The sequence below is a fragment of the Acidovorax sp. 62 genome (genome assembly GCF_002754495.1).
In the GTDB taxonomy this organism is placed as follows: Bacteria; Pseudomonadota; Gammaproteobacteria; order Burkholderiales; family Burkholderiaceae_C; genus Acidovorax.
This window is the reverse complement of record NZ_PEFJ01000001.1, coordinates 454431-475173: the sequence shown is the minus strand read 5'-3', so window position 1 is coordinate 475173 and position 20743 is coordinate 454431. Positions and strand designations below refer to the sequence as shown.

General features: G+C 66.0%; 16 protein-coding genes. 14 read left to right on the top strand and 2 right to left on the bottom strand.

The annotated features are described in order from the left end of the window. Positions 1-71 precede the first annotated feature (71 nt). Positions 72-1811, top strand: coding sequence for a FecR domain-containing protein (locus tag CLU86_RS02170; RefSeq protein WP_233194734.1), 1740 nt, complete (start codon positions 72-74; stop codon positions 1809-1811). 44 nt (positions 1812-1855) lie between these two features. Next, positions 1856-4213 (top strand): CHASE2 domain-containing protein, encoded by a 2358-nt coding sequence (locus CLU86_RS02165; RefSeq protein WP_099740434.1) that lies wholly within the window; start codon positions 1856-1858, stop codon positions 4211-4213. Here CLU86_RS02165 and CLU86_RS02160 read toward each other — a convergent pair. Then, positions 4176-5600: a short-chain fatty acyl-CoA regulator family protein gene (locus tag CLU86_RS02160; RefSeq protein WP_099743225.1), complete on the bottom strand. Its 1425-nt coding sequence runs from the start codon at positions 5598-5600 to the stop codon at positions 4176-4178. The genes CLU86_RS02165 and CLU86_RS02160 overlap by 38 nt on opposite strands. A gap of 164 nt (positions 5601-5764) precedes the next feature. Here CLU86_RS02160 and CLU86_RS02155 point away from each other — a divergent pair, with 164 nt between their 5' ends. The 12 genes from CLU86_RS02155 to CLU86_RS02100 all read left to right on the top strand — a co-directional run bounded on the left by CLU86_RS02155 (position 5765) and on the right by CLU86_RS02100 (position 18673). Next, on the top strand, positions 5765-6163 hold the full coding sequence (locus CLU86_RS02155) for an acyl-CoA thioesterase (protein ID WP_099740433.1): 399 nt from the start codon (positions 5765-5767) through the stop codon (positions 6161-6163). Beyond that, a complete protein-coding gene (prpC, locus tag CLU86_RS02150; RefSeq protein WP_099740432.1) occupies positions 6160-7350 on the top strand; it encodes a 2-methylcitrate synthase in 1191 nt (396 codons plus the stop codon). Before CLU86_RS02155 ends, prpC begins: the two co-directional genes overlap by 4 nt. Before the next feature lie 115 nt (positions 7351-7465). After that, on the top strand, positions 7466-10123 hold the full coding sequence (acnD, locus tag CLU86_RS02145) for a Fe/S-dependent 2-methylisocitrate dehydratase AcnD (protein ID WP_099740431.1): 2658 nt from the start codon (positions 7466-7468) through the stop codon (positions 10121-10123). A gap of 71 nt (positions 10124-10194) precedes the next feature. Then, the gene (locus CLU86_RS02140; RefSeq protein WP_099740430.1) at positions 10195-10572 is read left to right on the top strand and encodes an endonuclease domain-containing protein; all 378 of its coding nucleotides are present in this window, start codon (positions 10195-10197) and stop codon (positions 10570-10572) included. 80 nt (positions 10573-10652) lie between these two features. After that, on the top strand, positions 10653-11861 hold the full coding sequence (gene prpF / locus CLU86_RS02135) for a 2-methylaconitate cis-trans isomerase PrpF (RefSeq protein WP_099740429.1): 1209 nt from the start codon (positions 10653-10655) through the stop codon (positions 11859-11861). An 82-nt stretch (positions 11862-11943) separates the two neighbouring features. Continuing rightward, positions 11944-12804, top strand: coding sequence for an oxaloacetate decarboxylase (locus CLU86_RS02130; RefSeq protein ID WP_099740428.1), 861 nt, complete (start codon positions 11944-11946; stop codon positions 12802-12804). A 193-nt stretch (positions 12805-12997) separates the two neighbouring features. Then, positions 12998-14014, top strand: coding sequence for a LacI family DNA-binding transcriptional regulator (locus CLU86_RS02125; RefSeq protein ID WP_099740427.1), 1017 nt, complete (start codon positions 12998-13000; stop codon positions 14012-14014). 61 nt (positions 14015-14075) lie between these two features. Further along, positions 14076-15080 (top strand): ABC transporter substrate-binding protein, encoded by a 1005-nt coding sequence (locus tag CLU86_RS02120; RefSeq protein ID WP_369803869.1) that lies wholly within the window; start codon positions 14076-14078, stop codon positions 15078-15080. Between the two features lie 51 nt (positions 15081-15131). Next, positions 15132-15947, top strand: a complete 816-nt coding sequence (locus tag CLU86_RS02115) for an iron ABC transporter permease (protein WP_099743224.1) — start codon at positions 15132-15134, stop codon at positions 15945-15947. Further along, positions 15947-16753, top strand: a complete 807-nt coding sequence (locus CLU86_RS02110) for an ABC transporter permease (RefSeq protein ID WP_099740425.1) — start codon at positions 15947-15949, stop codon at positions 16751-16753. Before CLU86_RS02115 ends, CLU86_RS02110 begins: the two co-directional genes overlap by 1 nt. After that, positions 16743-17828 carry an ABC transporter ATP-binding protein gene (locus tag CLU86_RS02105; protein WP_099740424.1) on the top strand — a complete coding sequence of 362 codons (1086 nt, stop codon included), beginning with the start codon at positions 16743-16745 and terminating at the stop codon, positions 17826-17828. Before CLU86_RS02110 ends, CLU86_RS02105 begins: the two co-directional genes overlap by 11 nt. Then, the gene (locus CLU86_RS02100; protein WP_099740423.1) at positions 17825-18673 is read left to right on the top strand and encodes a phosphodiesterase; all 849 of its coding nucleotides are present in this window, start codon (positions 17825-17827) and stop codon (positions 18671-18673) included. The genes CLU86_RS02105 and CLU86_RS02100 overlap by 4 nt, the downstream gene beginning before the upstream one ends. Before the next feature lie 170 nt (positions 18674-18843). Here the strand turns inward: CLU86_RS02100 and CLU86_RS02095 are convergent, their stop codons facing one another. Beyond that, positions 18844-20523 (bottom strand): hypothetical protein, encoded by a 1680-nt coding sequence (locus CLU86_RS02095; protein ID WP_143226640.1) that lies wholly within the window; start codon positions 20521-20523, stop codon positions 18844-18846. Positions 20524-20743: the final 220 nt, after the last annotated feature.

The following is a 20743-nucleotide window of genomic DNA, read 5'->3' as shown; positions in this document are numbered from 1 at the left end:
CGCCCGCCTCTCCCGCTATTTGCACCGCAGTCCAGAAGCCCTTGCCGCCCGCCCCTACCAAGGAGTCTCTTTTGCACCTCAGTGCCCCCTTCCAACGCCTGCCTTCTGCCTTGTTGGTGGCCGGTCTGGCGCTCAGCGCCTTTGCCGCGCCCTCGGCCCTTGCGGCCGAGCGGGGCGACGAAATACCCCACACCATTCAACCCGGCGACACGCTGGAAGGGCTGGCCCAAAGCTACCTGGCCGCCCCCCAGCTGTGGCCGCGCCTGCAGGCACGCAACAAGGTCAAAGACCCCAAGCACCTGCAGCCAGGCTCGGTGGTGTGGATTCCGGTGGACCTGCAACCGGAGGAATCGGCCAGCGTGGAGTTTGTGCACGGCAACGTCAAAGCGCTGCCGCCCACACCCAACGGAAAGGCTGGCAACGCGGCACCGGCCAGCGCCCCTCTGGCCGCAGGCAGCACCTTGGCCGAAGGCACCAAGCTGGAAGTCGGGCCCGATGGCTTTGTCGCCGTGCGCCTGGCCGATGGCTCCATCGTGCGGGTGAATGCCCAGTCGGACGTGCAACTGCGCCAGCTGCGCCGCCGGGGCCGCGCAGGGTCCGTGCAGTCGGTGCTGGAGGTCCAGCGCGGCAGCGTCGAATCCACCGTCCCCCCCAGCAGCGACAAGCTGCGACGCTTTGAGGTGCGCACCCCCCGTGCCGTGACCAGCGTGCGCGGCACCCGTTTTGGCGTGGCCCTGAGTGAGGACGGCAAAACCACGGCCGCAGTGCTGCAAGGCGCCGTGGCCGTGCAGTCGCGCACCGGCGAAATCCCCGTGCCCGGCAACACCCCAGCCGCCCTGCTGCAGCCCGGCCAAGGCCTGGCGGTGCTGGCCGACGGCACGGTGGGCAGCCCCCGCCCCCTGCTGCCCGCCCCCGACCTGCAAACCCTGCCCAAAGCCGTGCACGAGCCCGGCCTGCTGGCGCTGGATGTGCCCCCGCAGCCCGAAGCCGCGGCCTACCAGGCCGTGGTGGCGCGCGATGCAGACCTGACCCAGGTGCTGCGCTCAGGCACCTTTGCCAACGGCCGGTTGCGCTGGCCGGGGCTGGAAGATGGGCCGTACTACCTCTCCGTGCGCTCGGTCGATGCGGCAGGCATTGCGGGCCTGCCAACCACCCAGCCGCTCACCGTCAAGACCCAGCCGGTGCCGCCGCTGTACCAGCAGCCCGCCGCAGCGGGCGTGGTGTCCAACGCCGGTGGCCAGCTGCTGTGCACCCAGGTGCCCGGCGTGCGCTGGTACCGCATCCAGGTGGCGGCAGACGCGGCCTTCACCCAGCCCGCGCTGGACGAAGCCCGCCTGGACAACTGCAAGCTCTCGGTCGCCTCGCTGCCCGTGGGCAACTACTTCTGGCGTGCAGCCAGCGTGCGTGAGCTGGCCCAGGGCCAGGCCGACCAAGGCCCGTTTGCGGCCGCCCAAAGCTTCGTGCTGGCGCAGCAGCCCCCCACCCTCTCGGCCCAGTCCATGCAGGCCAGCGATGGGGACACCACCGTGAACCTGCGCTGGCAGGCCCAGGCCGGGCAACGCTTTCGACTGCAATTGGCACGCGACATAGGCTTTGACAAGCCCACGCTGGACACCACGCTGGACGCACCTCAATGGACCGCAGCCGACTTGGCTGCGGGCACCTACTTTGTGCGCATCCAAGTGCTGGACCCCTCCGGCCTGCAAAGCGACTTCTCGCCACCACGCTCCATCCGCGTGGGCACGGGCTTCAACACCAGCTCCGGCCTGCCGGTGTCGGACTCCAGCGGCGAGGCCGTGCGGCGCCCCTGAGGCGCCAGCACCGGCACCGCATCACCACAACCGCCCGCACAGCCATGCTCAAAGCCGCACGCACGCGCGCCCAGCAGCGGCGCTTTGAATGGACCCTGCTGGCGCTGGCGCTGCTGGCCCTGGTGGCCTGGCTGAGCCCGCCAGGGCAGTTGGCAGGCCCCAACCACCTGATCCAGGACCTGGGGCTGCGCGCCCTGGCGCGGCCACCCCACCCCGACATCGTGCTGGTGGCGGTGGACGACCGCAGCATCGCTACCATCGGCCGCTGGCCTTGGCGGCGCGCGCTGCATGCGCAGTTGCTGGAGGCCATCAGCGCACAACAACCCCAGGCCATCGGCCTGGACATTCTGTTCAGCGAGGCCGACGCCGACTACCCGCTGGACGATGCCCTGCTGGCCCAGGCCATTGCGGCGAGCCACCGGGTGGCGCTGCCCGTGCTGCAGCGCAATTATGCGGGGCTGTCTGCAGGGGGATCTGAAGGGATGTCCGAGTTGCCCCTGGACATGTTCGCCCAGGCCGCAGCCGCCTTGGGCCATGTGCACGTGGCCCCCGATGGCGACGGCGTGGTGCGCGGCCTGTACCTGCAAGAAGGCCCGGCGGATGCCCCCTGGAGCCACCTCAGCCAGGCGCTGCAATGCATTGCACAGCCCCCCGCGCAGGGCTGCAAACCGCAGGCTCCGTCCGACCCCGCCAGCGCCTTGGGCAACAGCCCCCCCGCCCCCTGGGCCGTGGGCCAGCATGAGCTGATTGCCTACGCCGGCGGGCCCGCCCACTACCCCACCTATTCCTACATCGATGTGCTGCGCGGGCAGGTGCCCAGCAGCGCCTTTCGCGGCAAATACGTGCTGGTGGGCGCAGCGGCATCGGGCCTAGGCGACATGTTTGCCACCCCGGTCAGCAGCGGTGCCCGGCTGATGCCCGGCGTCGAAGTCGTCGCCCATGTGCTCGACAGCCACCTGGCCCAGGTACGGCTGCAGACCGCCCCGACCGCCGCCAACATCGCCTTCAATTTGGTGCCTGTCGCAGCGGCCCTGCTGGCTTTGCTGGTGACGGGCCCCTTGGCGGCCTTGCTCACCAGTGCCGGGCTGGCGCTGACCACGCTGCTGCTGTCCATGCTGTTGCCTGCCTGGACGGGATGGCAGTTTGCCCCCGCCGCCGCGCTGCTGGGCCTGGTGCTGGCCTACCCGCTGTGGAGCTGGCGGCGGCTCAGCGCTGCCGCTCAGTTTTTGCGCACCGAAATCGAACACCTGCAGCGCGAAGGCATGCTGGTGCTGAAGACCCCCACGGCAGGCACCGGTGATTTTCTGGAGCGGCGCATCAACGCGGTGGAGAGCGCATCGCGCCAGCTGCGCGACCTGCACCAGTTTGTGAGCACCAGCCTGCAGCAACTGCCCTCACCCAACTTTGTCTGCGACGCGCAAGGGCGCATCCTGCTGGCCAATCTGGCGGCGCAGCGCCACACCGGCCTGGGGGCGTTCGAGCCGCCATCGGCACTGCAGGGCAAACCCATCACCCAGGTGCTGCACGACCTGCAAGACCCGCGCACCCTAGAGCCCCTGATCACCCAGGACAAATTGCGCAGCGGCCAGTTACCCGCTCAAAGCGAGGGGCAAGACGGACAAGGCCGCAGCCTACTCATGCTGTGCAAACCGTTCACCGACTTTGCCAACGTGGGCTGGCTCATCACGCTGGTGGACATGACCGACATCCGCCGCGCCTTGCAGCAACGCGACCAGGCGCTGCACTTCATCTCGCACGACATCCGTGCGCCCAACGCCTCCATCCTGACGCTGTTGGAGATGCAGCGCGCCTACCCTGGCCGCATGCCCGCAGACACGCTGATGCAGCGCATCGAGCGGTACGCGCAGGCGTCCCTCGGCATGGCAGAAAACTTTGTGCGCCTGGCCAGTGCGCAAACGCAGGAATACCGCATGGCCCCTCTGGACCTGGTGGCCGTGCTGAACGAAACCGTGGACGACGCCTGGGCCCTGGCCAGCGAGCGTGATGTGCAAGTCACCCTGCAATCACTGCCCGACACCGCGCCCTGCCTGGGCGACCGCGCCTTACTGTGCCGCGCCGTGGCCAACGTGCTGAACAACGCCATCAAATACAGCCCGGAAAACGGCGTGGTGCAATGCCGCCTGCAAGCACGCGGCACGCACTGGGTGCTGGCGGTGCGCGATGAAGGCCCCGGCATTGCCCCAGGCCAGCAAGACCGCCTGTTTGCCCCCTTTGCCCGCCTGCACGACCAAAGTCACCCCCACATCTCTGGCGTAGGCCTGGGGCTGGCGCTGGTGCACACCGTGGTGCAGCGGCACGGCGGCAGCCTGGAAGTGGAGAGCGAAGAGGGCCGTGGCGCTGAATTCAGGCTGGTGCTGCCGCAGGAGATCCATACGGCGTGAACCTGCTCTGGTTCTCATCCACCTGCAGCGCCCGGCCCACGTACGGGAAGGCGCGCTGCGTGCAGTGCTCGCGTTCGCACACCTTGCACCCCATGCCGATCGGTACCGCCGCCTCGGGGTCTTGCAGGTCCAGGCCCTTGGCGTACACCAGGCGCGCGGCATGGCGCACATCGCAGCCCAGGCCGATGGAGAAGGTTTTTTGCGGTGCGCCGTACCCGCCCGCGCAGGTGGATACGGTGCGCGCAATCCACAGGTAGCGGCGCCCATCGGGCATGCTGGCCAGCTGCGCCTGCACGCGATCAGGGCGCGCAAAGGCTTCGTACACGTTCCACAGCGGGCAAGTGCCCCCAGCGCGGCTGAAGTGGAAATGCGTGGCCGACTGGCGCTTGGAGATGTTGCCCGCACGGTCCACCCGGATGAAGAAAAACGGCACCCCCGGCGCGCCCAGGCGCTGCAAGGTGCTCAGCCTGTGGCACACGGTCTCAAAGCCCACACCAAATTGCTGGTCGAGCAAATCGATGTCGTAGCGCAGCGCCTCTGCAGCGCTGAGAAAAGCCTGGTAGGGCAACAACAGGGCCCCGGCAAAGTAGTTGGCCAGGCCCACGCGGGCCAGCTTGCGTGAGGCGGGGTCGGCGGTGAATGGCGCCACCTGGATGAGGGCATTGATGGCCTGCTCGCACTCCAGCAAGGCCAATTGCGTGCCCAGCTGAAAGGCCCGCTGCGAGGCATCGAGCGTGTGCGACAGCCGCAGCAGCCGCGTGTCGGGGTCAAACTGCCGCTTGCCTGCCGCTGGGTCTTGCGTCAGCGCCACCCGCACGCCATGGAGTTGCTGCAGCCGCACGGTCAGCCAATCGGCCAGGGGGCCGGGGTGGGCTTGGGCCTGCACGGCCAAGGCTTCTGCCGCACGGTCCAGTCCATCGAAGTAATTCTGGTGCGCAAAGAAGAAATCCCGGACCACCTCAAACGCCATGGCCCGGGGCGCCGATGCGGCCGAGCGGTCGTCCCCCAGCTGCAGCGACAGCGCCTCCAGCCGCTCCATCGCCTCCAGGTTGCGGCGGTGCAAGGCAATGACGGCGCGCCCCACTCCGGGCATCTGCGCGGCGATCTCCTGCAGCTCGGGCAGCCCGATGGGCTCAGCGCTGCCCGCCAGGGCCTCTTTGAGCCCGGCCATCAGCCGCGCCTCTTCGTCTTCAGAAAACTGCTGGATGTCCACGCCCAAAGTGCGGTGCAACTTGAGCAGCACCGACACCGTCAAGGGCCGCTGGTTTTGCTCCAGCTGGTTGAGGTAGCTGGGGGACAGCCCCAGCGTCTGCGCCAACGCAATTTGGGACAGCCCCTGCTCGGCCCGCAGCTTGCGCAGCTTGACGCCCATGAATGTCTTTTTCAAACCCTGCCCCTTTTTGCGCGCATGGATCGCGCCTTGATCGCGCATTTGCCGCGCACTTTTCGTGCACAGCAATTCGCAAAATTTGCAAATCGAAGGTTTGCTTTCGCAAAAATTCGCCCTTTTAGCCCTTCTTCAAGGCGTGTATTTTGCGTAAATTGCGAATCATGACAACACCCTTTGGAACGATGGAACTGCACGAACTGGTGCTGCCCATGCACAGCAACCACCACGGCCAGCTGTTTGCGGGGCAAGGGCTTCAGTGGCTGGCCAAGGCTGCGTTTCTGACAGCCCGGGGCCTGGCGCAGCGCGAAGTCGTCATGGCGGGCGTGACCCGCGTGGACTTCCTCGCGCCGGTGCCTGTGGGCTGCCAGCTCACGCTGCGCGGCTGGTTGAGCCGGGTCGGGCGCAGTTCGATGACCGTGTGCATCCATGGCCTGGCCGTGCGGCCCCACATGCCGGGCGAAGACGTTCTCAAAGGGGTGTTCGAGATGGTTGCGGTGGATGCCACCGGCCGCCCCGTCGCCATCCACCCTTCGCACTTGAACCAGGAGACAACACCATGAACACCACCCTCGCGGGCACGGTCCCCTCAGCACCTTCAGCCCCTTCGGCCCCACTCCCCAAGCCCAAAAAATCCGTCGCCCTTTCGGGCGTGACGGCGGGCAACACCGCCCTGTGCACCGTGGGCCGCACCGGCAACGACCTGCATTACCGGGGCTACGACATCCTGGACATTGCCGAGGTGTGCGAGTTTGAAGAGATTGCCCACCTGCTGGTGCATGGCAAGCTGCCCACGCGTGCCGAGCTGAGGGCCTACAAAGCCAAGCTGCGCGCCCTGCGTGGCCTGCCGGGCAGCGTAAAGGCCGCGCTGGAGCAACTGCCCGCCGCCAGCCACCCCATGGACGTGATGCGCACCGGCGTCTCGGCCCTGGGCTGCGCCCTGCCCGAGAAGGACGACCACAACCTGCCAGGCAGCAGAGACATTGCCGACCGCCTGATGGCATCGCTGGGCAGCATGCTGCTGTACTGGTACCACTTCAGCAACTCGGGCCGCCGTATCGAGGTGGAGACGGATGACGACTCGATCGGCGGCCACTTCCTGCACCTGCTGCACGGCACCCCGCCGCCCGAGGGCTGGGTGCGCGCCATGCACACCTCGCTCAACCTGTATGCCGAGCACGAGTTCAACGCCAGCACCTTCACCGCCCGGGTGATTGCTGGCACGGGCAGCGACATGTATTCGAGCATTGCAGGCGCAATTGGCGCGCTGCGCGGCCCCAAGCACGGCGGCGCCAACGAGGTGGCGTTCGAGATCCAGAAGCGCTATGACAACCCCACCGAAGCCGAGGCCGACATCCGCCGCCGCGTGGAGGCCAAGGAGGTGGTGATCGGCTTTGGCCACCCGGTCTACACCGTGAGCGACCCACGCAACGTCGTCATCAAAGGTGTGGCACAACGCCTGTCGCAAGAGGCGGGCAGCACCAAGATGTTCGACATTGCCGAGCGGCTGGAGAGCGTGATGTGGGAGGTCAAGAAGATGTTCCCTAACCTCGACTGGTTCAGCGCCGTGAGCTACCACATGATGCAGGTGCCCACCGCCATGTTCACGCCGCTGTTCGTCATCGCGCGCACCAGCGGCTGGGCAGCGCATGTGATCGAGCAGCGCGTGGACAACAAGATCATCCGCCCCAGCGCCCACTACACCGGGCCAGAGGACCAGGTGTTCGTGCCCATTGAAGAACGCTGCTGACAAAAAACGATAGCAGCCAGCGCTTGTTGGACAACACTTTCAAGCCATTCATGCTTGAAAATCGCACACAACAAGCGCTAGCAGCTATCAAAAAAATAGTGAACCACTCTGCCCCATGACGAACACCGCCCACCGCAAACCCCTGCCCGGCACCACGCTGCAGTACTTCGACGCCCGCGAGGCCGTCGAACAGCTCCAGCCCGGCGCCTGGGCCGCCCTGCCCTACACCGCCCGCGTGCATGCCGAAAACCTGGTGCGGCGCGCCGACCCCGCGCAGCTGGGTGCCTACCTGCGCCAGCTCATCGAGCGCCAGCGCACCATCGACTTCCCTTGGTACCCCGTGCGCGTGGTGTGCCACGACATCCTGGGCCAGACGGCGCTGGTGGACCTGGCGGGACTGCGCGATGCGATTGCGAAAGAAGGGGGCGACCCGGCGGCGGTGAACCCGGTGGTGCCGGTGCAGCTCATCGTGGACCATTCGCTGGCCGTGGAGTGCGGCGGTTTTGACCCCGATGCCTTCGCCAAGAACCGCGCCATTGAAGACCGTCGCAACGAGGACCGCTTTCACTTCATCGAGTGGACGAAGAAGGCTTTCGCCAACGTGGAGGTGATCCCGGCGGGCAACGGGATCATGCACCAGATCAACCTGGAGAAGATGTCGCCCGTGGTCTATGTTCAGGAAGGCGTGGCCTTCCCCGACACCTGCGTGGGCACTGACAGCCACACGCCGCATGTAGATGCGCTGGGCGTGATCGCCGTGGGCGTGGGCGGGCTCGAAGCCGAGAACGTGATGCTGGGCCGCGCCAGCTGGATGCGCCTGCCCGATATCGTGGGTGTGGAGCTGACGGGCCAGCGCCCAAGCGGCATCACCGCCACCGACATCGTGCTGGCACTCACCGAATTTTTGCGCCATGAGAAAGTGGTGGGCGCCTACGTGGAGTTCTACGGTGCAGGCGCCGAAAGCCTGTCGATTGGCGACCGCGCCACCATCAGCAACATGTGCCCCGAGTACGGCGCCACCGCAGCGCTCTTTGCCATCGACGCGCAGACGCTGCAGTACCTGCGCCTGACGGGCCGCGAAGAAACGCAGGTGCAGCTGGTGGAGACCTATGCCAAGGCCGCGGGCCTGTGGGCCGACACGCTGCGCGAGGTGCAGTACGAGCGTGTGCTGCGCTTTGACCTCAGCAGCGTGGTGCGCAACATGGCTGGCCCCAGCAACCCGCACCGCCGCCTGCCCACCACCGCGCTGGCCGAGCGCGGCATTGCCGCCCCGTGGGTGCAAGAGCCCGGCCGCATGCCCGATGGCGCCGTGGTCATCGCGGCCATCACCAGCTGCACCAACACCAGCAACCCGCGCAACGTCATCGCTGCTGCCCTGCTGGCGCGCAACGCCCGCCGCCTGGGCCTCACGCGCAAGCCGTGGGTCAAGACCTCGCTCGCGCCTGGCTCCAAAGCGGTAGAGCTGTATTTGAAAGAAGCCGGTCTGCTGGCCGACCTGGAGGCGCTGGGCTTTGGCATCGTGGCCTTTGCCTGCACCACCTGCAACGGCATGAGCGGCGCTCTCGACCCCGCCATCCAGCAAGAGATCATCGACCGCGACCTGTACGCAACGGCCGTGCTTTCGGGCAACCGCAACTTCGATGGGCGCATCCACCCGTACGCCAAGCAGGCTTTCCTGGCCAGCCCACCGCTGGTGGTGGCATACGCCCTTGCGGGCACGGTGCGCTTTGACATTGAGAACGACGCCTTTGCGGTAGTGAATGGCCAGCCCGTGCGCCTGAAAGACCTGTGGCCCAGCGATGCAGAGATCGACACCATCGTGGCCCAGGCGGTGAAGCCCGCGCAGTTCCGCGCCGTGTACGAGCCCATGTTCGCGATACGCCAGGACGATGGCGAGGCCGTGAGCCCGCAGTACGACTGGCGCCCCCAGTCCACCTACATCCGCCGCCCGCCGTACTGGGACACTGAGGGCGTGGGCGCTTTGGCAGCCAACCCGCGCAGCTTGAAGGGCATGCGCGCACTGGCCCTGCTGGGCGACAACATCACCACCGACCACCTCTCGCCCTCCAACGCCATCCTGGGGGCCAGCGCGGCGGGTGAATATCTGCACAAGATGGGCGTGCCCGAGGAGGACTTCAACTCCTACGCCACGCACCGGGGCGACCACCTCACCGCCATGCGCGCCACGTTTGCCAACCCGCAGCTCGTCAACGAAATGGCGGTGGTCGATGGCCAGGTGAAGAGGGGATCACTGGCCCGCATCGAGCCCGAGGGCCGCGTGGTGCGCATGTGGGAGGCGATGGAGACGTACCTGCACCGCCGCCAGCCGCTCCTCATCATTGCCGGGGCCGACTACGGCCAGGGGTCGAGTCGCGACTGGGCCGCCAAGGGCGTGCGCCTGGCCGGGGTGGAGACCGTGGTGGCCGAGGGCTTTGAACGCATCCACCGCACCAACCTGATCGGCATGGGCGTGCTGCCGCTGGAGTTCACGCCCGGTGTGACCCGCCTGACACTGGGGCTGGATGGCACCGAGACCTACGATGTGCTGGGCGAGCGCACACCGCGCGCCACCCTCACGCTGGTGGTGCACCGGCGCAATGGCGAAGTGCTGCGGGTGCCGGTGACCTGCCGCCTCGATACGGCCGAGGAAGCATCGGTGTACGAAGCGGGTGGCGTGCTGCAGCGCTTTGCGCAGGACTTTTTGGAAGCGAAGGCAGCGCCCCCCTCTCCCCAACCCCTCTCCCGCGAGGGGAGAGGGGCTAACGCACGATGACAATCGCTGCTGTTTGTATTGCTCCCCTCGCCCCTTGCGGGAGAGGGGCTGGGGGAGAGGGGGCCCCAGCCATGGACCAACGCCAGTTCACCAAAAACCTGCGCCAGAACATGACCGACGCTGAGCTGTTGCTGTGGAAGCACCTGCGGGCTCACCGCATGGGCGATCAAAAATTTCGCAGACAGCAACCCCTCGGCCCCTACATCGTGGACTTCGTGCATTTCGCGCAGCGCCTGATCATCGAGGCAGATGGCGGCCAGCACGCAGGCGCAGCGCATGACGCGGCCCGCGATGCCTGGCTGCAAAGCCAGGGTTTTCGCGTACTGCGTTTCTGGAACAACGACATCCTGCTGCGCACGGACGCTGTGCTCGAAGCCATATGGGCTGCATTGCATCTGCAGGCGCCCAGCCCCCTTCTACCTCCCCCGCAAGTTGCCAACGAAGATTGAAAACACCCACCACCTCTTCCTTTCCCCCTCGCCCCTTGCGTGAGAGGGGCCAGGGGAGAGGGGGCCAGCAAAAGCACCCCATGAACCATCCGCCCCAAATCAAAATCCCTGCCACCTACCTGCGCGGCGGCACCAGCAAGGGCGTTTTTTTTCGCCTGCAAGACTTGCCCCCGGCCGCACAGCAGCCCGGCCCAGCGCGCGACGCGCTGCTGCTGCGCGTGGTGGGCAGCCCCGATCCGTATGGCAAGCAGACCGATGGCATGGGCGGCGCCACCTCGTCCACGTCCAAGGTGGTGATCCTCTCGCCCGCCACGCAGCCGGGGCACGATGTGGACTACCTGTTTGGCCAGGTATCCATCGACCAGCCCTTTGTGGACTGGAGCGGCAACTGCGGCAACCTCTCTGCCGCCGTGGGGCCGTGTGCCATCCACATGGGGTTGATCGACGCGGCGCGCATTCCGCACAGCGGCGTGTGCACCGTGCGCATCTGGCAGGCCAACATCGGCAAGACCATCGTGGCGCATGTGCCGATCACCGAGGGGCAGGTGCAGGAGACGGGCGACTTTGAGCTGGACGGCGTGACCTTCCCGGCCGCCGAAGTGGCGCTGGAGTTTCTGGACCCTGCGGACGATGGCGAGGGTGAGGGCGGCGGCGGCGCGATGTTCCCCACGGGCAACGTGGTTGATGCGCTGGAGGTGCCCGGAGTCGGCCAGTTCCAGGCCACGCTGATCAACGCGGGCATTCCCACCATCTTCCTCAACGCCCGCGACCTGGGCTACACCGGCACCGAGCTGCAAGCCGACATCAACGAAGACAAAGCGGCCCTCACCCGCCTGGAAACCATCCGCGCCTGGGGCGCCGTGAAGATGGGCCTGATCCGCGATGTGGCCGAAGCCGCCACGCGCCAGCACACGCCCAAGATCGCCTGGGTGGCGCCGCCTGCGGCCTACACGGCATCCAGCGGCAAAGCTGTGCAGGCAGGCGATGTGGACTTGCTGGTGCGGGCCCTGTCCATGGGCAAACTGCACCACGCCATGATGGGCACAGCGGCTGTGGCGATTGGCACCGCCGCTGCAGTGCCCGGCACGCTGGTGCACCGGGCGGCCAGTGGCGGCGCGCGCAACGCCATGCCAGGCTCCGTGCGATTCGGCCACCCCTCTGGCACGCTGCGCGTGGGCGCAGAGGCCGCGCAAGTCAACGGCCAGTGGACGGTGACCAAGGCCCTGATGAGCCGCAGCGCCCGCATCCTGATGGAGGGCTGGGTGCGGGTGTCGGGCGATCTGGCCTGAAGCCCCACAGCAATCACTCCTGATTTGATAGCTGCTAGCGCTTATTTAGTGGGCGCTAGCAGCCCTTTTTATTCAAAACACCATGTCTACCCGCAAACAACTCAAGCAACTCGTCGAAGCCCGCAACGGCCTGATCGTGCCTGGCGCTTTCAACGCCCTCTCCGCCAAGGTGATTGCCGACCTGGGCTTTAAAGCCATCTACGTGACGGGCGCAGGCGTGACCAACATGTGGTTCGGCATGCCCGACCAGGGCTTCATGGGCCTGCACGAGATTGCCGACCACACGGCCCGCATCCGCGACGCCGTGGATGTGCCACTGATCGTGGACGCCGACACCGGCTTTGGCAATGCCCTGAACGTGGTGCACACCGTGCGCACGCTGGAGCGCGCCGGGGCCGACTGCATCCAGCTCGAAGACCAGGTGGCGCCCAAGCGCTGCGGGCACTTCAGCGGCAAAGAGGTCATCAGCACCGAAGAAGCCGTCAGCAAGATCAAGGCGGCAGTGGACGCGCGGCGCGACCCAGACTTCCTCATCATGGCGCGCACCGACGCTGCCGCCACCCACGGCTTTGAAGCAGCGGTGGAGCGTGCGCAGAAGTTTGCCGAGGCGGGGGCCGACATCCTGTTTGTAGAAGCGGTGACCCAAGCCGAAGAGGTACGCGCCCTGCCCCAGCGGTTGGCCAAGCCCCAGTTGATGAACATGGTGATTGGCGGGAAGACGCCCCTCTTCAACGCCGACCAGCTGGGCGAACTGGGCTACGGCATCGTGCTGTACGCCAACGTGGCGCTGCAAGGCGCGGTGATGGGCATGCAAAACGCGCTGACCACGCTGCGCGACGCCAAGGAAGTGCGCGAGGACAGTGGCCTCGTCACCCCGTTTGCCGAGCGCCAGCGCCTGGTCGGCAAGCCTGCGTGGGACGCGCTGGAAAAGCGCTACACCTGAGAACCTGGGGCTTGGTGTGCCCCCAAAACACCTCGCCATCCAACGCTTTCTGGCGCCGTCTCTCACACGCTTTTTGAGCGTCGGCCACCCACACCACACCGCAGCGGTGTAAGCCCACCCCGCAGAGTTTTGTCACACCCAGGTCACACGAGCGCGGCCCAATGTAATCGATTACATCAGGCCAAGGAGCTGCGTGAATATCCTGGATGTTGCCCAAGCTGCGGGCGTTTCGGTCGCTACGGTCTCGCGGGTTTTCAACCTGCCGGACAAGGTCACGCCTGCCACGCGTGCGCATGTGGCGCAGGTGGCCCGCACCCTGGGCTACCAGCCCAATGCCAGCGCCCGCACGCTGCGCACGCAGCGCAGCCGCGTGGTGGGCGTGGTGCTGCCCACCCTCACCAACCCGGTCTTTGCCGAATGCCTTGAAGGCATTGCCCGCGCTGCGGCTGCGGCGGGCTACGCCATCTTGCCCTTCACCACCGACTACCGGCTGGACCAGGAAGAGCGGGCCGCGTCCCTGCTCATCGCGGGCAATGTGGACGGGATGATCCTGACCGTGTCCAACCCCGGCACCTCCCTGGCGCTGCGCCGCTTGGCAGACACGGGCCTGCCCTATGTGCTGGTCTACAACCGGCATGCCGAGCACCCTTGCGTGTCGGTGGACGGCGAGCAGGCCGTGGCCGAACTGGTGGCGCGCCTTGCGGGCCTGGGCCACCGGCGCATGGCCATGGTGACGGGCCAACTCCACGCCTCAGACCGCGCGCAGCAACGCTGCCGGGGCTTTCAGCGCGGCATGGCGCAAGCAGGGCTGGGCAATGGCACCAGTGCCCCGGTGCTGGAGGTGCCCTTTGTGGACACGGCCATCCAGTCCATCTGCGGCCTGCTGCAAGCCCGCGAACGCCCCACCGCACTGGTGTGCTCCAACGACCTGCTGGCCATCCGCGCGCTGCGCAGCGCCCATTTGGCGGGCCTGTCGGTGCCGCGCGATGTGAGCGTGGTGGGCTTTGACGGCATTGCGCTGGGCGAAGACCTGGCGCCACAGCTGAGCACCGTGGCCCAACCCAATGCCGACCTGGGCCACGCCAGTGTGGAGCTGCTGGTGCAGGCCATGGCCCGCCAGGCACTGCTGCCTGCCCAGGCCAGCTTGACGCTGCCGCATGCCTGGCGTGCGGGCGAATCGTGCGGCCAGGCGCCCAGCGGTTCTGCCTGACGTCCGAGATTTCTCATTCACCTTTTTTCCCTCAACCCACGGAGCTTCTTCCATGCGTTCCATGCTGCCTTCCCTCTTGCGCACCACAGCGCTGGCCATTGGCCTCACCGCCTCCACCCTGGCCATGGCCCAGACGGCTATTTGCTACAACTGCCCACCCGAATGGGCCGACTGGGGCAGCCAGATCAAGGCCATCAAGGCCAAGACGGGCGTCACCGTGCCGCCTGACAACAAGAACTCGGGCCAGTCGCTGGCGCAGCTGGTGGCCGAGAAGGCCCGCCCCGTGGCCGACGTGACCTACCTCGGCGTCACCTTCGCCATCCAGGCCCAGAAGGACGGCGTGGTGGGCAGCTACAAGCCCGCCGCCTGGGCCGACATTCCTGACGGTCTCAAGGACCCCAACGGCCAGTGGTTCACCATCCACTCGGGCACCCTCGGCTTCATGGTCAATGTCGATGCACTCAAGGGCAAGCCGGTGCCCACGTCGTGGGCAGATTTGCTCAAGCCTGACTACAAGGGCCTGATCGGCTACCTGGACCCCGCCTCGGCCTTCGTCGGCTATGTGGGCGCTGTGGCCGTGAACCAGGCGCGCGGCGGCACGCTGGACAACTTTGCCCCGGGCATCGACTACTTCAAGGCGCTGCAAAAGAACGAGCCCATCGTGCCCAAGCAGACCTCGTATGCCCGCGTGCTGTCGGGCGAGATCGCCATCTTGCTGGACTACGACTTCAACGCCTACCGCGCCAAGTACAAGGACCAGGCCAATGTGCAGTTTGTGATCCCTGCCGAAGGCACGGTGGTGGTGCCCTATGTGATGAGCCTGGTGGCCAACGCCCCGCACGAAGCCGATGGCAAGAAGGTGCTGGACTTTGTGCTGTCGGACGAAGGCCAGGCCATCTGGGCCAATGCCTACCTGCGCCCGGTGCGTGCAGCGGCCATGCCCAAGGAGGTGCAGGCCCGCTTCCTGCCCGCCAGCGAATACGCCCGCGCCAAGACGGTGGACTACCAAAAAATGGCCACCGTGCAAAAGGCGTTCTCTGAGCGCTATCTGAAGGACGTGCAGTAAGCCGCTGCGGCCACTGCCTTCAGCGACCTCCTCTTGCAATCTGCCACCGCCATGCGCTCCGGCTTTGCTCCTTCCCGCACGCTGCTGCTGGCCTGCGCCGCACCGGCGGCGGCTTTCTTTGCCGCGTTCTGGCTGCTGCCGGTGGCGCGGCTGCTGGCGCTGCCGGCCGACCAAGGCTGGGCCACGTACTTTGCCGTGCTCAGCCATGGCCGCTATCTGCAAAGCCTGCTGCAAACGCTGGGCCTGTCCATCGTGGTCACCCTGGCCACGCTGGTGCTGGGGGCCCTGGTGGGCATCACGCTGGCACGCCAGCGGTTTGCGGGGCGCAGGCTGCTGTTGTCAATGCTCACGCTGCCGCTGTCGTTTCCGGGGGTGATCGTCGGGTTCTTCATGATCTTGCTGGGCGGGCGCCAGGGGTTGGTGGCGGACCTGTCTGCACACCTGGGCGGCGAGCGCATCACCTTTGCCTATGGGCTCACGGGCTTGTTCCTGGCGTACCTGTACTTCTCGCTGCCCCGCGCCATCACCACCTACACCGCCGCCGCCGAGGCCATGGACGCGCAGCTGGAAGAGGCCGCGCGCTCGCTGGGCGCATCGCGCTGGCGCGTGGCACGCGATGTGTGGATGCCCGAGCTGGCCCCCACCACCCTGGCCTGCGGCGCCATCGTGTTCGCCACGGCCATGGGTGCGTTTGGCACGGCCTTCACGCTGGCCAGCAAATTTGAGGTGCTGCCCATCACCATCTACAACGAGTTCACCAACTACGCCAACTTTTCCTTGGCGGCCAGCCTGTCGATTGCGCTGGGGCTCATCACCTGGATGGTGCTGTGGCTGGCGCGCCGCGTGGGCGGCAAGGAGGCGTTTTGATGTCTACCCCACGCAACGCGCGCCAGGCCCCCTGGCTGCTCATCGCGCTCACCACGCTGGTGGCTGTTTTCATGCTGGCCCCCATCGCCTTGTCGGTGATGACCGGGCTGGTGGTCAACTACAGCAAGGGCCTGGCCAGCGGGCTCACCACACGCTGGCTCGCCGAGGTCTGGGAGCTTTACGGCGGCACGGTGGCCTCGTCGCTGTGGATTGCGCTGCTGTGCGTGGCAGGCAATTTGCTGCTGGGCGTGCCCTGCGCCTACGCTCTGGCGCGCAGCCCATCGCGCGCGGCGCGGTGGTTTGAAGAGCTGCTCACCCTGCCCGTGGCGGTGCCGGGCCTGGCCAGCGCGCTGGCGCTCATCCTGGTCTATGGCCAGCTTGCGGGCTTTCGCCAAAGCTTCGCCTTCATTCTGGTGGGCCACATGGTGTTCACGCTGCCCTTCATGGTGCGCACCGTGGGTGCGGCGTTTCGCAAGGGGGAGCTGCGCGCGCTCGAAGAGGCTGCGCGCTCGCTGGGCGCCAGCTTTGCGCAGCGCTTTTTGGGCGTGCTGGTTCCCGCTGTGCTACCCGCCATCGTGGCCGGTAGCCTGATGGTGTTCACGCTGTCGGTGGGCGAATTCAACCTCACCTGGATGCTGCACACGCCGCTCACCCGCACGCTGCCCGTGGGCCTGGCAGACAGCTATGCCTCCATGCGCATCGAAATCGGATCGGCCTACACGCTGGTCTTCCTCATCGTCATCCTGCCCGTGCTCTGGGGCCTTCAGGCCATCGGCGCCCTCATCGAAAAACACCATGGAACTTGAACGCACGCGCGTGGACATCGTCCAGTGCGCCAAAACCTATGCCGACGGCACACGCGGCCTGCAGCCCACCGACTTGGTGGTGGAACCCGGCGAAGTGCTCGCGCTGCTCGGCCCCTCGGGCTGCGGCAAGACCACGCTGCTGCGCCTGATCGCCGGACTGGAGGCCCCCGATGCAGGCAGCCGCATCGCCTTTGGTGGCACCGACGTGACGCAGTTGCCCATTGAGCGGCGCGGCGTGGGCATGGTGTTCCAGCACTACGCGCTGTTTCCGCAGATGAGCGTGGAGGCCAACATTGGCTACGGCCTCAAGATCCGCGGTGTGGCCGAAGACGAGCGCCGCCGCACTGTGGGTGAATTGGTCGACCTGGTGCGCCTGAACGGTCTGGAGAAAAAACGCCCTGCCGAGCTATCGGGCGGCCAGCGCCAGCGCGTGGCCCTGGCCCGCGCCGTGGCCGTGCGCCCGCGCGTGCTGCTGCTGGACGAGCCGCTCACCGCGCTCGATGCCAAGCTCAAGGAATCGCTGCGCGACGAGCTGGCCGAGCTGCTGCGCCGCCTGCACATCACCGCCATCCACGTCACGCACGACCAGCAAGAAGCCCTGGCCATTGCCGACCGCCTGGCCGTGATGCGCGCAGGCCGCATCGTGCAAGTGGGCGATGGCGAGACGCTGTACCGCACCCCGGCGCACCCGTTTGTGGCGGCCTTTTTGGGCAAGGTAAATCGCCTTGAACGGAACGCCGCCGCCTGCGACCGCCAGGTGCTGCCTCTGGGCGGCATCGACCTGCCCTGCCCCGCATCCTGCCAAGGCCTGGACACCCTGCTGGCGCGCCCTGAAGACCTGGAAGTGGCCCTGGACACCACAGGCGACGCATTCACCATGGCCTGGGGCCGCGCCGAGGTGGTTCAGCGCAGCTTTCTGGGCGACCGTGTACAGCTCAGCCTGCGCGTGGCCGACCAAAGCGCCCTGCTGCGTGCCGATGTGGCCCGCGACCACCCTGCACGCACGGGCGACACCGTCGGCATCCGCATCCACCCCGAACGCCTCATGCCCTTGGCCGAGGAGACCACGCCATGACCACCACCTTGCTGCTGCAACTGTCCGATCTGCACATCCGCGAGCCAGGCCGCCTGGCCTATGGCCGCATTAACACGGCACCGTACCTGCAGCAGGCGGTGCAGAGCATCACCCGCCTGCCCCAGCGCCCCGATGCCGTGGTCATCACCGGCGACCTGACCGACTTTGGCCGCGCAGCCGAGTACGACCACCTGCGCGCCCTGCTGGCCCCGCTGGGGTCCATGCCCATCTACCTGCTGCCGGGCAACCACGACGACCGCAGCCAACTGCGCGCCAGCTTTCCAGAACACGCCCATTACCTGGGCAACCACCTCGGTCACGACGGGTTTGTGCAATACAGCGTGCCCGTGGGTGACCTGCAATTGATTGCGCTGGACACCGTGGTGCCCAGGGCCAGCACCGGCAGCCTGTGCGCCCAACGCCTTGCGTGGCTGGAGGCCGAGCTGGAACGCCAGAGCCACCGCCCCGTGGTCATCGCCATGCACCACCCACCGTTTCAAACACTGATCGGCCACATGGACCACATTGGCCTGCTCGAAGGCGCCCAGGCGCTAGAGGCCATCGTGGCCCGCCACCCCAACGTCGAACGCGTCATCTGCGGCCACCTGCACCGCAGCATCCAGGTGCGCTTTGGCGGCACCATCGCATCCACCGTGCCCGCCCCCGCGCACCAGGTCAGCCTGGACCTGTCGCCGCAAGCGGCATCCACCTGGATGCTGGAGCCCCCAGGCTTCGCCATCCACGCCCTGTCGCGCGGGGCGCGCATGGTGTCTCATCTGGCGGCCAGTGGGGCATTTGAAGGGCCGTTCCCCTTCCATGAGTCGGATGGGCAGTTGATTGATTGACGGGGCGGAGAGCCGATGCGCTGAGGTTCAACGTCCCGTAGCAGTAACTACTTGGCTCTCCGGAACCACAACTCGACCTACAGCGCCAGCAGCAGAGTTTCGAGCTTGCAACAACACCGGCGCGCGGATGGGGGCATCATCAGCTGCGAGTTGCTTGGCGATCCAAGTGATCAGTCCCAACGATCAATCTTGTAGGTGTGGATTCGCCCCCCAACCGTAGCACGCAGTGTCACGGGATAACCCGATCCCTGCCCGTTGCGCAGGTCATAACCGATGGCCGTTCCTTCGGCCATTCCCCCCATCTGCGCCCCACGCGAGTGCGCCTCGATGGTGGCGCGCACGCCATGCAGCTCAGAGCGGAGCAGGCTTGGGAATAGACCGGCTCCGGCTTGCCGGGTTTCGCGCGCACCTTTAAGCAGAAGAATCAAGCCGTCCCCCTGATGCTTAAAACGCTGACCATCGTCATTCCACCGGGCAGGCAATCGGGTCACTCCCGCCACCTCGGTCCAGCCGGCAGATAGCCCGTACTGATCAGGAGCAGCCCCCTCGTGCCACACATACCACGCAAACGGGTGGTCCCACTGAAAAATGGGAGGGACCTCTGCATGCACAGCCGTGGTGATGACGATGAACGGCGCCTTATGCGCTACCGGCAGCATGACTTCAAGCTGCTCTGCGTCCGGGGCAACCGTTTGCACGAACTTTTGCAGAGTCATGGTGACAATTGGCATGGCCATTGAGCCTGCCTTCACCGTCATCTGCACCTTCGGCACCAGATGCCCGAACAAGCCGCTACCGGCCCCTCGCGCGGGTTGAACGCGTGGCACCCAAACCTTAGGCACCTCCTCGAAACGTGCGATGCGTCGATGCAGTGCGGGCGCAAGACCCAGTTGTTCAAACACTTTCTCGGCTTGGGCGATATTGCCTGCAGTGGGTGCAGCCTGCGGACGCTGATAGCGCAGTGGGTGCATCTTGTCTGCAAAGCGCTTCGACACCTGAGAGAACTCCATGCCTGCCGCAATATCCTCAAGAAGCGAACCAATCATGCTGCTGCGAGGATGACAAAAACCTTGTGGCGCTGATGCTACCGCCGCCCACACATGATTTTCACGGCGCCGCGCATCGCTGGTGGCATGCCGCTTGGTATGGATGCTTTGTAGCCACTGTGCCTGGCCCAGCACCCTCTCACTTTGGTACAGCGTGTCAGTCTTGAGCAGATCCACGGCGGTTTGGACATGGTCAGCAGTAAACTCGTCAAGAGCACGCATCACAGTGCCGAAGTCTTCACGTTTCTCGGCCATCTTTTGGCCAGCAGTCAGCAGACGGTCGTGGTGCAACATATTGACGGGAAACGTCACTGCAAGGTGTGACCAAACACCAGTTTTGGCCTGACCAAGTTCTGAGACGCTGGACAGAAAGACGCCAGTCACGCTTGCATGGCGAACTATGCGCAACATGGCAGCAAAGCCTGGCTTGTAGTGCTCAGGGGCATCCTCGGGATCCCAGATCGCACTGCGAGTTTCTCCGCTTTCGTCAATCGTCACCAACCCGCCAAATCTCTCAATGAAATGGCGGCAGACGCTACAGTCGTGAAGCCGACGGTCTGCAGGATCAGTGAATGTGCCTAAATAGGCTTGCCAAAGTCCTGTAGCGTCAGTCGCAAATGCTAGGCTCTTGCCTTCTGCCATGTTTTTTGAGAACCGGGCTTTCACGCGAGCTTGAAATGCAGAATAACCAGCGTCATTGACGTTACCGTGAACGTGGTCACAGACGGCTGCTGTTTGCGTCATGGATTTCCCCTCCTTGTTGTGGCGATAGTAATCATCGATACCTCTCACCGAGAGCGCCACGCACAAGGCTTTGGTTACGCACTGTTTCTGAGGGTGCCAAATTGAACGCGCAGATGGGCTTCACACTGCCTTTGCTTTCTTTTCTTGGTGGGACCGCCCTCCCGATTCAGCCCAACGGAGCCGACCTCGCAACAACGCGACGGCACGGTCGCCTCGATACATGTGCAACATGCCGTTCGCACATCACCAGCACATCTGATCCAAGAGCCTGCAAACGAGA